Raw genomic sequence first — 15,147 nt, 5'->3', positions numbered from 1 at the left:
GCCATGTCCGCCCTCAACATCGGCGCCCGAGCGCTCAGTGCCAACCTCGCCGCCCTGCAGGTGATCGGCAACAACATCGCCAACGTCAACACGCCCGGCTATTCGCGCCAGAACGTGATCCAGCAGACGTCGGGCTACCAGCAGATGGGCAACGGCTTCTTCGGCAAGGGCATGGAGATCGCCACCGTCGAGCGCTCGCACAACGAATACCTCACGCGCGAATCGCAGAAGGCCGGCTCCGTGGCCGCGGCCGACGCGCTGCGCTACGACCGCCTGCAGCAACTGGAGAGTGCGTTCCCCACCGGTGCCGCCGGCCTGGGCACCGCGCTCAACGACATGCTCAACGCCTGGACCGACGTGACGTCGTCACCCGGCAACCTCACTGCGCGCACGGTGGTGATCGCCAAGGGCGAAGAGTTCGCCTCGCGCCTGCGCAACACCGCCAGCCGCATCGACTCCCTGCAGCAGACCACCCGTCAGCAAGCCGAGGGCGTGGTCAAGACGATCAACGGCCTGGCAAAGGATCTTGCCCAGGTGAACACCAAGATCACCGAGAGCCAGGGCAGCGGCCACATGCCCAACGACCTGCTCGACCAGCGCGACAAGATCCTGGGCGAGCTCAACAAATACGTGCAGACCACCAACGTGGCGGCCGACGACGGCAGCGTGAGCGTGTTTGTGGCGGGCAGCCAGCCGCTGGTGCTCGGCTCGCGCGCCAACGCCCTGGCCACCGGCAACGACAGCACCGACGCTTCGCGCCTGGTGGTCTCCTTCGTGCAGGGCGGCGTGAGCACGCCGATTCCCGATGCGGCGCTGAATGGCGGCGAGCTCGCCGGCCTCATGAAGTTCATGAACGAGGACCTGGTCGACACGCAGAACCTGCTCGGCCGCATGGCGCTGGCCACGGCCACCACCGTGAACAACCAGCACCGGCTGGGCGTGGACCTGCAGGGCAATGCTGGCCAGGACTTCTTCAGCCAGCTAGCAGCCGCGACCGGCCTGGCCCGGCCCGAAAACGTCGGCACCGGTGGCGTGAGCGCCAGCGTGGCCAACCCGCAAGCCCTGGTGGCCTCCGACTACGAGGTGCGCTTCGAAGCCGGCGGCATCAACGTGATCCGCCTCTCGGACGGCACCAGCACACCCGTGCCCGCGCTGCCCGCCGAGGTGGATGGCCTGACCTTCAACCTCGACACCCCCGGCGCCGTGGCCGGCGACCGTTTCCTGGTGCGCCCCTACGAAGCCGCTGCGCGCAACTTGCAAGTGGCCATCGGCGCGCCCGACCGCCTCGCCGCGGCCAGCCCGGTGATGGTCACGCCCGGCACCACCAACTCCGGCGGCCTGAGCGTGGAGAGCCTGTACGCCTCATCGCCTTCGGCCAACCTCACCGATCCGGTCACCATCACCTTCCTGGCAGATGGCAGCTTCACCGCCACCGGCCTGGGCCCGGGCAACCCGCCACCCGACAACGCCGGGCCGCCTGCCAGCTACAACTTCCGCCCGGGTGAGCCCATCACCCTCAACGGCTGGAGCCTCACGCTGCGTGGCAACCCCGGCACGGGCGACGCTTTCAGCATCGGCGCCGCACCCGCAGGCTCCATTGCACAGAACGCTGGCAACGGCAACGGCATGCTGGGCCTGCGCGACCTCGCCACCTTCGACGGCGTGCCGCTGGCCGACGGTTATGTGAGCCTGTTCTCCGACATCGGCACGCGCGTGCAGGGCGCGCAGTTTGCCGCGAACTTCTCGAGCAACATCGCCAGCACGGCCGAGGCCGCCCGCGCCAACGTGGCAGGTGTCAACCTGGACGAGGAAGCCGCGCGCCTGCTGCAGTACCAGCAGGCCTACCAGGCGTCGGCCAAGTTCCTTCAGATCGCGCAGAGCACCTTTGACAGCCTGCTGCAGACCGTGGGCCGCTGAGCGGACATAGACCGAGGACCGATTCACCATGCGAGTTTCCACCGCCAACAGCTACGACAACACCATTGCCCTGCTGACGCGCCGCCAGGCCGAGCTGTCGGCGCAGCAGGAGCGCGTGACCACCGGCATGCGGGTCATGAAGCCCAGCGACGACCCCGTGGCCGCCACGCTGGCCGAGACCGCTGCCAACCGCCTCTCGCGCACCAACGCCGACCTGCGCGCGCTCGAAGCCTCCAAGACCAGCCTGCAGCAGGCCGAGAGCGGCCTGGCCGAATCGGGTGAACTCATGCAGAAGGTGCGCGAGCTGCTGGTGACCGCCGGCAACGCCACCTTCACCAACAGCGAACGCGAAGACGTGGCCAAGCAGCTCGAAGGCCTGCGCGAACAACTCATTGCCGTGGCCAACCGCACCGACAACGCCGGGCGCACGCTCTACGGCGGCCTGGGCGGCTCGTCCACGCCTTTCGTGGACCTGTACGGTCCCACCGGCAACGGCGTGCAGTTTGGTGGCCAGCGCGGCCAGGCCGCAGCCGGCAACAGCTCGCTGCCTTCCGCGCTCGACGGCGATGCCATCTGGATGCGCGTGCCCCAGGGCAACGGCACCTTCACGGTGGACCTGCCCAACACCAACACGGGTGGCGTGAGCACCACCATGGGCCAGGTGACCAACGCCGCCGCGCTCACCGGCAACGACTACGACATCACGTTTGCCGACGTGGGCGGCGTGATGCAGTACACCGTGACCAACGCCACCACCGGCACACCCGTGCCCGGCCATGTGGGCCAGCCCTATGTGGCCAACCGGTCCATCGAATTCGACGGCATGTCGCTGGAAATGCGTGGCCTGCCGGCCGCGGGCGACCGCGTGGAAGTGCGTCCCGTCACCACCACCACCGACATCTTTTCGGTGGTGCAGGGCGCCATCGACGCGCTGCGCTACGGCGGCGCCAACCAGAGCGCCCACCAGGCCCAGGCCATGGCCCGCGCCATCACCGAGGTGGACGCCGGCCACGACCGCGTGCTGGCCGCGCGCGGCCGCGCCGGCGAATGGCTCAACCGCGCCGACTCGCTCAACGACCAGATGGAAGGCCGCGCGGTCGACCTCAAGGCCGAGCAGTCCAGCCTCACCGAACTCGACATGATCAAGGGCCTGTCCGACCTGGAGACCCAGCGCGTCGGCTTCGAAGCGGCCATCAAGTCGTATGCGCAGGTGCAGCGCCTCTCGCTCTTCCAGGCGATCAGTTGACAGCAACCACCCCATGTTGACGATCCATACCGTGCTGGACAGCATCGCGTTGGGCTACGAGCCCGTCTGGAACCGCGCGCGCGAACTCGCCGCCGTGCGCCTGGGTGTGCGCGCCGTGCACCCCGAGTCGGTCGATGCCGCCCACCTCATGCAGGCGCTGGGCGACGACTGGCCCGCCACCGCGCCGGTGCTCATCCTCTCCATCGACAGCCCGCGCGTGCTCCAGCAGGCGCTGGTGTGCCCGCCCGTGCACAACACCTGGCTCGAAGTGCCGGCCTCGCAGTTCGAGCAACCGGAAACGCTGGCCCGACTGAATGCCGCCGCGCAGCGCGGCCACCGCCTCTTGCGCCACGCCGACCTGGCTGCCGTGCGCGGCCAGGCGGTCGCCCCGGCCGACGCGCGCAACCTGCTGCGCCTGGGCGCCGAGCCCGTGCCCGCCGGCCTCATGGGCCAGCTGATCGAAGGCGTCACCACGCAAGCCGTGGCGCGCCAGTGCCTGGACGACGCCAACGCCTGGGGCCTGCTCGGCTGGCCCGACGCGGACGTGCTGCACACACACCGCCACCACCCGCTGAACCACGACGCGGCGGTGGTCCAGCAGATCCTCATGGCCATTGGCGATGAAGACTGCTCGATCGAACACCTCGAACGCCTCGTGCGGCAGGACCCGGTGCTGGTCTACCGCATCCTGCTGCTGGTCAATTCGGCGGCCTTTGGCGGACGACACGAAATCGGCTCGCTGCGCCACGCGCTCATGATGCTGGGCTTCAAGGAACTCGGTCGCTGGCTCACCGAGCAGATGCCCAGCAACGGCCCCGACGCCGACCTGCACCCCGTGCGCTACAGCATGGTCATGCGCTCGCGCCTCGCCCAGCACCTGCTGGCCACCGGCTCCGAAGACAACCTGCGCGGCGAGGTCTACACCACCGCGCTGCTCTCACAGCTCGACCGCCTGCTGCACCAGCCGCTGGCCGAACTGCTCAACCGCCTGCCGCTCTCGGGCCGCGTGTTCGACGCCGTGCTGCGCCGCGATGGGCCTTACCACCCGCTGCTGGACGTGGCGCGCGCCCAAGGCGAGCCCGGCCAGCTGCACCGCCTGCCCGCCGTCTGCCAGCGGCACGACGTCAGCCTGGAGCACGCCAACCGCGCGCTCATCCGCATGCTCGCCACCAGCCGTGACCACGCCAGCCCGCGCTCCGAACGCATGATGTAGGGCGCGCCCGCGCGCCGCACACGGTCGGCGCGCTACGATCCCTGCCATGACTTCCGCACCGCCCTCGCATCCCCACCACACCAGCGCCCTTGTGCTGTTCTCTGGCGGGCAAGACTCCACCACCTGCCTCGCCCACGCCCTCGCGCGCTACCCGCGCGTGGAAACCATCGGCTTTGACTACGGCCAGCGCCACAGCGTCGAACTCACGGCGCGCCTGAATGTGCTGCGCGAACTGCGCCACCGCTTCCCCGCGTGGTCCCAGCGGCTGGGTGAAGACCACGTGCTCGACCTCGCGGTGCTCGGCAAGGTGAGCGAAACCTCGCTCACGCGCGACATGGCCTTTCGCATGGAAGAAAGCGGCCTGCCCAACACCTTTGTGCCCGGGCGCAACCTGCTCTTCCTCACGCTGGCCGCAGCGCTGGCCTACCGGCGCGGCATCCAGGTCATCGTCACCGGCGTGTGCGAAACCGATTTTTCGGGCTACCCCGACTGCCGCGACGACACCATGAAAGCGCTGCAAGTGGCGCTCTCGCTCGGCATGGACCACCGCTTCCTCATCGACACCCCGCTCATGTGGATCGACAAAGCCGCCACCTGGCGCCTGGCCCACGAGCTCGGCGAAGACGCGCTGCTGGTGGGCGGCGGCAACGCGCTTGTGGACCTCATCGTCGAACACACCCACACCTGCTACCTCGGCGACCGCGAACACCGCCACCCCTGGGGCTACGGCTGCGGCACCTGCCCGGCCTGCGAACTGCGAGCGCGGGGGTGGGACAACTACGCCGCGCCGGTGGTGTGAGCGTTCCCCGTTAGCCGTTGGCCGTTAGCCGTTAGCCGCTCTCCGTTCGCCCTGAGCCTGTCGAAGGGTGCGCCTGCAAGGGCTTCGACAACCGTACGGGCTTCAGTCCTGCGAAACGTCCAGCCGGTAGCGGGCTGCATCTGCGCCAGTGGCCGCATTCGGCTTCAGCGCCCAGCGTGTGCGGTGCAGGGTGGCCAGCGTGGAGCGGTGGGCGATGGACACCAGCGCGCCGCCCGCCTGCTTCACGCGGTCGATCAGGCGCTGGTAGACCGTGGCTTCGGCCTCTTCGTCGAGCGCGCTGGTGGCTTCGTCGGCGAGCACCCAGGCGGGCTTCTTCAGCATCACGCGCGCGATGGCCAGGCGCTGGCGTTCGCCGCCCGAGAGCTTCTGGCTCCAGGCGTCTTCGCGGTCGAGCTGGTCGGTCAGCGCGGGCAGCAGGGCGGCCTCAAGCGCTGCCTTCAGCGCGTCGTCGGTGTACTTCTCGGCCGGGTCGGGGTAGGCCAGCGCGTCGCGCAGGCGGCCGTCGGGGAAGTAGGGCCGTTGGGGAATGAACATGGTGTCTTTGGGCAGGCCCACGCAGCCCAGCGCGTGTGGCCAGATGCCCGAGAGCGCGCGGAACAGGCTGGACTTGCCGCTGCCTGATGGGCCGTGCAGCAGCACGGTGTCGCCGGGCGCCACGTTCAGGTCCACGCCGGCGAGCAGTGCGCGGCCACCGGGCAGGCCCACGGTGAGGTCTTGCGCCGTGATGCCGGCGGCGGACTCGGTGGTGGTGAGCGCATCCTGCGTTTGCGACTGGTGCGCAAGGCTTTTCTCGAAGCCGATCAGGCGGTCGGTGGTGGCCTTCCACACGGCGAGCGACATGTAGTTGTCGACCAGCCATGAGAGCGAGTCCTGCACCCGGCCAAACGCCGAGTTGATCTGCATGAGCTGCCCGAGCTGGATGGCGCCGCTGAAGTAGCGCGGTGCGGCTACGATCATGGGGAAGATGATGGCCGCCTGCGAGAAGAAGCTGCTGAACCAGGTGAGCTGCTTCTGGTTGCGGATGAGGCTGAAGTAGTTGCTCATCACGTCGGCAAAGCGCACATCCAGGTGGCGGCGCTCGACGCGCTCGCCGCCGTCCAGCGCAATCGATTCGCTGTACTCGCGCACGCGCACCATGTGGTGGCGGAAGTTGGCTTCGAGCATCTGTTGCTGGAAGTTCAGGCGCACCTGCGGGCGGCCGATCCAGTGCGCAATGGCGCTGCCCACCGCGCAGTACAGCACCGCGGCCCACACCATGTAGCCCACGATCTCCAGCTCGCCGCCGCCCAGGAACCCCGGCAGCGGCACGCTGATGGAGCCGCTGAGCGTCCAGAGGATGCCCACGAAGCTCACCAGCGTGATGAGCGCATTGAACATGCCCATGGAGAGCGAGACCGTGTAGCTGGTGAAGAGGTTCAGGTCTTCCTGGATGCGCTGGTCCGGGTTGTCGGGCGTGCCGTGCTCGTCGGCGGTGTAGCGGGCCAGCTCCATGCGGTAGAAGGCCTTGTTGGCCAGCCAGCGGCCCATGTAGTGGTCGGTGAGCCAGACGCGCCAGCGCAGCTGCAGGATCTGCGTGAGGTAGAACTTGTAGACCGCCAGCACGATGTAGATCAGCGCCAGCCAGCCAAAGCGTCCGATCTGCTGCCAGAACACCGGCTGGTCTTTCGCTTGCAGCGCGTCGTAGAACACGCGGTACCACTCGTTGATCTGCACCAGCATGTACACGGTGCCCAGGTTGAGCAGCACCACCGCCAGCAGCAGGCCGCGCGCGCGCCACTTCTCTTCAGACTGGAAGTACGGCATGGCAAAGGCGCCAACGCCCTTGAGCGTGGGCCACAGCGAAGGTGGACGGGGTGCGGCGGCGGAAGTCGTCGTCATGGAGAGGCCCTGAGCTGGTTGGGCGCGGACGGCGCCCGTGGATGGCGCATCGTAGCGGGTGCCCAGCCGCTTCGCTGAGGCCGGGCTTAGGCGGCGTCAGCCGTTGCTGATGCCGCTGGCCACATGCCCGGCGGGCACGTGCAGCGCGGCCGATTCGATGTGGCCGGTCTGGTCGTCAAAGAAAAAGTCCGGCTCGAATTCGCGCAGGAATTCGCCTTTGGGCAAGCCGCCGAGGAACATGGCCTCGTCGACTTCGATGTTCCAGTCCATCAGCGTGCGAATGGCGCGCTCGTGGGCCGGCGCGCTGCGCGCCGTGACCAGCGCAGTGCGCACGCGCATGAGCGGCGTGCCTTCGCTTTGCAGTCGGTGCAGCGCCTCCAGCAAGGGCTTGAAGGGACCGCCGGCCAGCGGCATCGCCGCCTTGGTGGCTTCGTGCTCCTGGAAGGCCGAGAGCCCTTGCGCCTGGTACACGCGTTCGGCTTCGTCCGAGAACAGCACCGCGTCGCCGTCGAAGGCGATGCGCACTTCGTGCGGGTGTTCGCTGCTGGCGTGTACCGACTGCGGGTACACCTGCGCAGCGGGCACACCGGCTTCGAGCGCGGCGCGCACGTCGGCCAGGTGCGTGGAGAGGAACAGGTTGGCACGCAGCGGACGCAGGTAACGCCAGGGCGGCTGGCCACGCGTGAAACTGCCGCGCTGAATGGGCAGGCCGTAGTGCTGCGCCGAGCGGAACACGCGCATGCCCGAGACCGGATCGTTGCGGGACAGAATCACCACTTCCACGCGCTGCGCCTGGGCGTCGTTGAAGGCCAGCAGCTTGTGCACCAGCGAAAACGCCACGCCGGGCGCGGCGGGCTGGTCCAGCCGATCCAGCTGCAGCTTCATGTAGGCACGGTCGTCGCCGGTTTCAAACAGGCGGTTCTCTTCCTCGAAGTCAAACAGCGCGCGCGAGGAAATGGCAACGACCAGCTTGCCGTCAAGCGTCACAGGCATCGTCAGCCGACCAGTTGATTGAGCTGAATGATCGGCATCAGCACCGCCAGCACGATGAGCATCACCACCAGGCCCATGCCGACGATCAGCAGCGGCTCCAGGATGGTGGCCATGTGCATGGCGCGGCGTTGCACCTCTTCACCGAGCTGACGGGCCGCGCGGTCAAGCATGGCGGGCAGCTGGCCGGTTTGTTCGCCCAGCCGCGCAAACATGGACACGAGCGACGGAAAGCGCTTCTTGCTGCCCAGCGCCGAAGCCAGTGGCGCGCCTTCGCGCACCAGCACCACGGTGTCCAGCGCGTCAGCGCGCATGGCCTGGTTGGAGAGCGTCTCGGCCGCGGTCTGCAGCGCCCGCAAGATGGGCACGCCCGCTGCCGCCAGCATGGCCAGCGTGGCCGAGAAGCGCGCCGCGTTGTAGCCACGCGCCAGCCGTCCCACCAGCGGCAGGCGCAGCCAGGCGGCGTCCATGCGCAGGCGTATCGCTTCGTTGCGGCGGGCAAACACCACCGCGCCCGCACCGGCCGCCAGCAGCCCGAGCAGGAGCCAGCCGTAGCTGCGCACGAAGTCGCTCAGGCCGAGCATGACCACGGTAAGGAAGGGCAGGGCGCGCTTGCTGCCCGCAAACACATTGGCCACCTGCGGCACCACGTACGACACCAGAAATACCACGATGACGATGGCCACCAGGGTGACGATGGCCGGGTACAGCGACGCCGCCACGATCTTGTTCTTGAGCGCTTCGCGCGCTTCGAGGTCGTCGGCCAGACGCTCCAGCACGGTGCCCAGCAAGCCGCTTTGCTCGCCGGCGGCGATCACGCCGGTGTAGATGGGCGAGAACTCGCGCGGGTGCTGCGCCAGCGCACGGGCGAACGGCGAGCCGCCGTTGACCTCGGAGCGCAGCGAGGCCATGAGGTTGCGCTGTTTCTCGTCCTCGGCCTCCTCGGTGAGGGCGGCGAGCGCGCGCTCGAGGGGCAGGCCGGCCGACACCAGGCCGGCTAGCTGGCGCGTCCACACCGCCAGCGTGGTGGCGCTGAATGCGCGACCGCCCCAGAGCGTGATGTTGAGGCCCCGCGACGCCGTGGAGCCTGTTGCGCCCATGGCTGGCTCCACCAGCAGCGGCACCAGCGCCCGCGCGCGCAACATGCTGCGCGCGGCGCGCGCGGTGTCGGCGTCGATCAGGCCTTTTTGGGTGGCGCCCTGGGCATCCAGGGCTTCAAAGGTGTAGGCAGGCATCAGCAGGGGCTCCCCCCTGCGCCGCTGACGCGGCTTCCCCCCTCACTGGCACGCCTTCGGCGCTGGGAGGGGGGACGCACCCTTGGGCCGGCAGAGCCGGACCCTCTGGTGCCCTGCACGAGACACGTCTTGCCGGGGAGATCGCGCGGGCGATTCATGCTCAATCCCGGGTCACGGACATCACTTCTTCCGGCGAGGTGATGCCCATGTCGATCAGGCGCTGTCCGTCGGCGCGCATGGAGCGCAGGCCAGCAGCTTCGGCGGCCACATACACCTTGCTCTCGGCGGCGCGGTTGTGGATCAGCGCGCGGATCTTGTCGTCGGCCACCATGAGTTCGTAGATGCCGGTGCGGCCCTTGTAGCCGGTGTGGTTGCAATGCTCGCAGCCCACCGGATGCCACTGGTGCTTGTCGTCTTCGCGCCGGCAATGCGGGCAGAGCTTGCGCACCAGGCGCTGGGCCAGCACGCCCAACAGCGAAGAGCTCAGCAGGAAAGGCTCCACGCCCATGTCGGTCAGGCGCGTGACGGCGCTGGGCGCGTCGTTGGTGTGCAGCGTGGCGAGCACGAGGTGGCCGGTGAGCGAGGCCTGGATGGCGATTTGCGCGGTTTCGAAGTCGCGGATCTCGCCGATCATGATCACGTCCGGGTCTTGGCGCAGGATGGCGCGCAGGGCCTTGGCAAAGGTGAGGTCGATGCGCGAATTCACCTGCGTCTGACCGACACCGGGCAGCTCGTATTCGATCGGGTCTTCCACCGTCATGATGTTCTGCGCGCCCGCATCGAGGCGCTGCAGGGCGGCATAGAGCGTGGTCGTCTTGCCCGAGCCGGTGGGGCCGGTCACGAGGATGATGCCGTGCGGTTGGCCGATGAGCTTGCGGAAGGCGTCCAGCACATCGCCCTGCATGCCCACCGCTTCCAGGCTGAGCTTGCTCTCCGACTTGTCGAGCAGGCGCAGCACGGCGCGCTCGCCGTGGGCGCTGGGCAGCGTGGACACACGCACGTCCACCGCGCGGGTGCCGATGCGCAGCGAAATGCGGCCGTCCTGCGGCAGGCGTTTTTCTGAAATGTCGAGCTCGGCCATGATCTTCAGGCGCGAGATCAGCGCCGCGTGCAGCGCGCGGTTGGGCTGCACCACTTCGCGCAGCGTGCCGTCCACACGGAAGCGCACGCTGGAATGCCGCTCGTAGGGCTCGATGTGGATGTCGCTGGCGCCGTCGCGCGCGGCCTGCGTGAGCAGCGCGTTGAGCATGCGGATGATGGGCGCGTCGTCGGCCGTCTCCAGCAAGTCTTCAATGGCGGGCAGCTCCTGCATCATGCGCGAGAGGTCGGCGTCGCCCTGCACTTCGCTCACCACCGCCGCTGCGCTCGACTCGCCCTGCGCGTAGGCCGCGCTGATGCGCTGCTTCAGCGTTTCACCGTTTTCCCAGCGAATGTCGTTCACCGCATGGCAGCGCAGGATTTCCGACAGCGCCGAGAGGCGCCGCGTCTGTGCGCCGGTGTCCACCGCGGGGGTGCTGCTGCCCAGCAGCGTCAGCGTGGTGCCGTCGTCCTCGATGAGCCAGTGATGCTCGCGCGCAAAAGCGTAGGGCAGCGGGTATCTCACGGCGACCGCCTCAGCGCAACGGAGCCGGCACGGGCGGCGGGTTGACCGGCGGCGTGGTCTGCGGGTCGGCCAGCGAGCGCACCGGGGCCGTGCCATCGCCCGGCACGGCGGTGCGCGGTGGCAGCTGCGGCGGCATCACGGGGGCTTCGTTCACACCCAGCACACCGCTTTGCTTGGGCTGGGAATCCTTCTGCACCGAGCGCATGAGTTCGTAGCGGTCCAGCGCGAGGTTGCTCGTGTCCCGTGCGTCGCGCATGACCACCGGGCGCAGGAACACCATCAGGTTGGTCTTCTTGCGCGAACGGGTCTCGTTGCGGAACAGGCCGCCGAACACCGGCACGTCACCCAGGCCGGGCACCTTTTCCTGGTTGCCCGCGTATTCGTCCTGCAGCAGACCGCCCAGCACCACGATCGCGCCGTCTTCCACCAGCACGTTCGATTCGATCGTGCGCTTGTTGGTGATCAGGCCGGTGGTGGAGTTGATCGAGGAGGGCACCACGTTGCTGACCTCCTGGAAGATGGTCATCTTGATGGTGCCGTTCTCGCTGATCTGCGGCTTCACGCGCAGGGTCAGGCCCACGTCCTTGCGTTCGATCGTCTGGAACGGATTCACCGAGCCGTTGTTGCTGCCGGTGTTGGTGAACTGGCCCGTGACGAAGGGCACGTTCTGGCCAATGACGATCTTGGCTTCTTCGTTGTCGAGCGTGAGCAGGTTGGGGGTGGACAGAATGTTTCCCTCGCCGTTTTCCTGCAGGAACCGGGCGAGGAACCCCAGCACATACACGCCGTTGGTGCGCCGCGCCAGGCCGAAGTTGAGGCCGGTGGCCGGCGTGCTGTTGCCTTGTGCGAGGTCAAGAATATTGCGGCCACCAGTACCGAAGTTGGTGCCCAGCAGGCCAATGACCCGGTCGCCCGAATTGCCCAGCGCGCCTTGCCACTGAATGCCGAACTCCGCCGCTTTCTCGGCGTTGACCTCGGCGATCAGGCTCTCGACGTACACCTGCGCACGGCGGGAATCAAGCTGGTCGATCACGGCGCGCAACTGGCGGTACTGTGGCTCGGGCGCGGTGATGATGAGCGAGTTCGTGGCGGGGTCGGCCTGGATCTGGCCGCCCGTGGACGGCGAGCCGCTGGGCGTGATGGCCGCCGTGGCGGCGTTGGCGGTGCTGTTGTTGCCGGTGGCGGCCGTGGCGCCGGTGGGCAGTGCGACGCGGTTCGTGCTGGCGATGCCCAGACTGCCGCTGCTGCCGCCCGTGGACTCACCCGCGAGCGCCGCGCGCAGGGTGGTGGCCAGCGACGTGGCGTCCGCGTTCTTCAGGTAGACCACATGGATGTTGCCGCTCATGCTGTCGGACGAGGGCTGGTCCAGCCGCGCGACGAGCGAGCGCACCAGCGCCAGCCGGGCGGGGTTTGCGGCGCGCAACACCAGGCTGTTGCTGCGTGGCTCGGCCACCAGCGTGGTTTTGTAAGACTGGTCCGTCTGCGCAGTGCCGCCCGCCGTGGCCGGGTCAATGAGCCGGCCCACGAGCGCGGCCATGTCCACGGCCACGGCGTGCTTCAGGGGAATGATCTCGACGTCGGTGGCGCCCGCCACGTCAAGCGTGGCAATGATGCGGCCGATACGCTGCAGGTTGTCGGCGTAGTCGGTGATCACCAGCGAGTTGTTGCCGGGATTGACGTTGATGGTGTTGTTGGGCCCGATCAGCGGGCGCAACACCGGCACCAGGTTGTTGGCCGACTCGTGGTTGAGGCGGAAGATCTGCGTCACCACGGTGTTGGAGGCGGGCAGCGCCGCCACCGAGCCCGCGCTGACCACGTTGCCTTGCAGCTTGGCGTCGGCCTCGGGCACGATCTTGTAGAGACCGCCGGTGTCGACCAGCGAGAACCCCTGCAGGCGCAGCACGGCGGCAAACTGGTTGAGGGCGGCGGTGGGGCTGACCGGGCGTTCGGTCGCGAGGTTGACGGTGCCTTTGACGCGGGGGTCCACCACGACATTGCGCCCCGTGATGGTGGCCATGGTGCGGGCGACCGATTCGATGTCTGCCGCCACGAAATTCAGCACCACAGGTTCGCTGGCACCGGCGGGTGCACGTGCGGTTTGGGAGATGCCGTTGCCCGAGGTCAGGCACAGGGCCAGGGCCAGCGCCGTGAGTGCGCCGCCGTGGGCGGCACGGCCCGGGGTGGCGCAAAGGGGGGTCGGTTTCATGGGGCGATCGTATCTTGAAGTGGTCAAAAAGGGCGCACGCCTGGCCTAGCCAATGCTGAGCAGCGAGCGTGGGCCCTGCCGGCGGCCCATGATGTTGAGCAGGTTGCCCAGCGCGGCTTCTGCCTCGGGCGCGGCTTCTGCCGCGCCTTCGAAGCGCAGCCGTCCGCCCACCCAGCGCCCGGCGCCCTGCAATTTGAGCGCACCGCTGAGGGTTTGCAGGTCCAGCGTGGTCGTGTTGCCATCGGCGTCGGCGCGCAGAGTCATGCGGTAGCTGCCCAGCGGCCGCAGCGGCGACAGCCGGGAGGCCACGTCCATGGCTTCAATGGCCGCTTCGCCCTGCAGGCTGGCGCGACCCCGGTCCCAGCGCAGCGTCAGGCCAGCGGTTTGCAGACCCAGCTGCCCTTCCACGCGCAGGGTGTTCCAGGGCGTGCCCAGGCCGATGAGCAGTTCCGCTGGCCACTGGCTGCGGGTGCCTTCCACCCGCACCTCGCCGCCACCCAGTCGGGCGATCAACGTGAGACCCACCGGCTCAGGGGTGCAGCACGGCGCCATGAGTCGCAAGCCCAGCGCCGGAACACCCGACGCAAGCCGTGGCCTCAGGCGCCATTGCACGCCCTGGGGCAGCGCCGTCTGGGTGCGGCTGCCTTCGCCGCCGGTGAGCACGAGGTCGGCCTGACCGTTCCAGACGGTGCCGCGCGCATTCACCAGTTGCAGCTGGTTTCGGGTGGCGGACGTCACGCTGTCGGCCAGCCAGCGGGCAGGCGCGAAAACGATCAGGGCGACCAGAAGGCCGAGCACCGCGCTCAGCCAGGCCAGTCGGGCGGGCCAGTTGGCGTTCATGGGGTGCTGCCCAGTCCGGGCCCTGCGAGCACGATGGTGCCGCTCCAGCCCGGACTGCCGGGTTCCCGGTTGATCTGGCTGTCCACCGGCAGCATGCGGGCGTTGATGCGCACCTGGGCGAGCCACTGGGCCAAGGCCTCGGGCGGTGTATTGCGCAGTGTGAGGGTGGCGCGCTCCCCCAGCACGGAGAGCTGTCCGGTGCCCGCCAGTCCGCTGGTGGCGGTGTCGAGCGCGCGCAGCACCTCGTCGCGGCCAGGGGGTTGGGCGGTGTTCTGGCCACGCAGGCTCTCGGCCGTGGCCGCTAGGCGTTGCATTTGGCCGAGCTGGGCGTCCAGCCGGGCATGGCGCGCCGGGGCAGCGCGCAGCGTGTCAATGGCCGGCGCCACCGCGAACCACCACACGAGGCCCAGGCCCACCACCCAGATGGCCACAGTGACGGCGGTGCGCTCGCGCGAGGACAGGCGCGCCATCGCGACCGACACGGCGAGCGTGAGTTTTTCAAAAGGGGTGGGGCTTGCAGTGGCCATGATCAGGACTCCGGCGGGCGCAGGGCCAGCTCATTGCCGTCGAACCGCACGCGCCAGCCGCTGCGCTCCAGCGACTGTTGCAGGGCGCGCAGCTGGTCTGCGGTGGCGCGCCAGCCCGAAAAGCGGCCTTCGCCCGTGCTGTAGGCCACCGCAGAGGGCAACAGCGCATCGCCGGCGGCCGCCTGGTCGATGGCGGCGAGCAGGGTTTCCAGGTCGCCGGCAGACAGCGCTCCGCTGGCCTGCTGCAGGCGGGCCACTTCCCGCTGCATCTGCACCGGCGCATCGAGCACGAGGGTGATTTGCGGAAAACTCTGCTGCAGCGTCTGAACCACCGCTTTTTGCTTGGCGTCCAGGGCGCTGCGTTCGTGCCAGGCCGCGGCGTTCAGGCCGACGAGCTGCACCCCCACCAGCGCGGCCAGCCCCCACCGGGCGGGTCGCCAGGCGGGCGCGTTGCGCCATTGGCGAAAACTGCGCTTGAGGCGTTGGCCGCGCCGGGCGCCCGCCGAGAGGCTGAGGTCGAACTGGGCGAGGTTCCAGTCGGACTGGGCGCAGCGCAAGAGCCAGGCGGGCTGGGCCACCAGCTCGAACCGTTGTTGCAACACCCGCTCGGCCTGGGCGGCCACGGTCGGGTCGGCCAGCCAGACGTCGTACTCGCCCGGTTCGCCGGGCGAG

The 15,147-nt window shown here is 68.8% G+C and carries 12 protein-coding genes; 4 read left to right on the top strand and 8 right to left on the bottom strand.

Annotated elements, in window-relative coordinates:
• Positions 1 to 3 precede the first annotated feature (3 nt).
• Genes flgK through queC form a run of 4 tightly spaced genes read left to right on the top strand, consistent with a single transcriptional unit; the run spans position 4 to position 5,175 of the window.
• On the top strand, positions 4 to 1,917 hold the full coding sequence (flgK, locus tag KXJ60_RS01530) for a flagellar hook-associated protein FlgK (protein ID WP_291123645.1): 1,914 nt from the start codon (positions 4 to 6) through the stop codon (positions 1,915 to 1,917).
• A 28-nt stretch (positions 1,918 to 1,945) separates the two neighbouring features.
• The gene (gene flgL, locus KXJ60_RS01525) at positions 1,946 to 3,163 is read left to right on the top strand and encodes a flagellar hook-associated protein FlgL (RefSeq protein WP_291123644.1); all 1,218 of its coding nucleotides are present in this window, start codon (positions 1,946 to 1,948) and stop codon (positions 3,161 to 3,163) included.
• Between the two features lie 13 nt (positions 3,164 to 3,176).
• Entirely contained in the window at positions 3,177 to 4,376 is a 1,200-nt protein-coding gene (locus tag KXJ60_RS01520) for an HDOD domain-containing protein (RefSeq protein WP_291123643.1), read from the top strand.
• Positions 4,377 to 4,422: 46 nt separating this feature from the next.
• Complete coding sequence (gene queC, locus KXJ60_RS01515) at positions 4,423 to 5,175, top strand: 7-cyano-7-deazaguanine synthase QueC (protein ID WP_291123642.1); 753 nt, start codon at positions 4,423 to 4,425, stop codon at positions 5,173 to 5,175.
• A gap of 102 nt (positions 5,176 to 5,277) precedes the next feature.
• Here the strand turns inward: queC and KXJ60_RS01510 are convergent, their stop codons facing one another.
• The 8 genes from KXJ60_RS01510 to KXJ60_RS01475 form a co-directional block, all read right to left on the bottom strand.
• Positions 5,278 to 6,999, bottom strand: coding sequence for an ABC transporter ATP-binding protein/permease (locus tag KXJ60_RS01510; protein ID WP_291123674.1), 1,722 nt, complete (start codon positions 6,997 to 6,999; stop codon positions 5,278 to 5,280).
• 171 nt (positions 7,000 to 7,170) lie between these two features.
• Positions 7,171 to 8,067, bottom strand: coding sequence for a 5'-nucleotidase (locus KXJ60_RS01505; RefSeq protein WP_291123641.1), 897 nt, complete (start codon positions 8,065 to 8,067; stop codon positions 7,171 to 7,173).
• 2 nt (positions 8,068 to 8,069) lie between these two features.
• Positions 8,070 to 9,299 (bottom strand): type II secretion system inner membrane protein GspF, encoded by a 1,230-nt coding sequence (gspF, locus tag KXJ60_RS01500; protein ID WP_291123640.1) that lies wholly within the window; start codon positions 9,297 to 9,299, stop codon positions 8,070 to 8,072.
• A gap of 160 nt (positions 9,300 to 9,459) precedes the next feature.
• Entirely contained in the window at positions 9,460 to 10,902 is a 1,443-nt protein-coding gene (gspE, locus tag KXJ60_RS01495; protein WP_291123639.1) for a type II secretion system ATPase GspE, read from the bottom strand.
• A gap of 10 nt (positions 10,903 to 10,912) precedes the next feature.
• Positions 10,913 to 13,108, bottom strand: coding sequence for a type II secretion system secretin GspD (gspD, locus tag KXJ60_RS01490; protein ID WP_291123638.1), 2,196 nt, complete (start codon positions 13,106 to 13,108; stop codon positions 10,913 to 10,915).
• A 45-nt stretch (positions 13,109 to 13,153) separates the two neighbouring features.
• Positions 13,154 to 13,948: a type II secretion system protein N gene (gene gspN, locus KXJ60_RS01485; RefSeq protein WP_291123637.1), complete on the bottom strand. Its 795-nt coding sequence runs from the start codon at positions 13,946 to 13,948 to the stop codon at positions 13,154 to 13,156.
• Positions 13,945 to 14,475 (bottom strand): type II secretion system protein GspM, encoded by a 531-nt coding sequence (gspM, locus tag KXJ60_RS01480; protein WP_291123636.1) that lies wholly within the window; start codon positions 14,473 to 14,475, stop codon positions 13,945 to 13,947. Before gspM ends, gspN begins: the two co-directional genes overlap by 4 nt.
• A gap of 2 nt (positions 14,476 to 14,477) precedes the next feature.
• On the bottom strand, positions 14,478 to 15,147 hold a 670-nt coding region (locus tag KXJ60_RS01475), incomplete at its 5' end, for a GspL/Epsl periplasmic domain-containing protein (protein WP_291123635.1).

Source organism: Hydrogenophaga sp., from assembly GCF_019264445.1.
Classification (GTDB): Bacteria; Pseudomonadota; Gammaproteobacteria; order Burkholderiales; family Burkholderiaceae_C; genus Hydrogenophaga.
The sequence above is the reverse complement of the archived record's forward strand: the minus strand, read 5'-3'. Positions and strand labels throughout refer to the sequence as shown.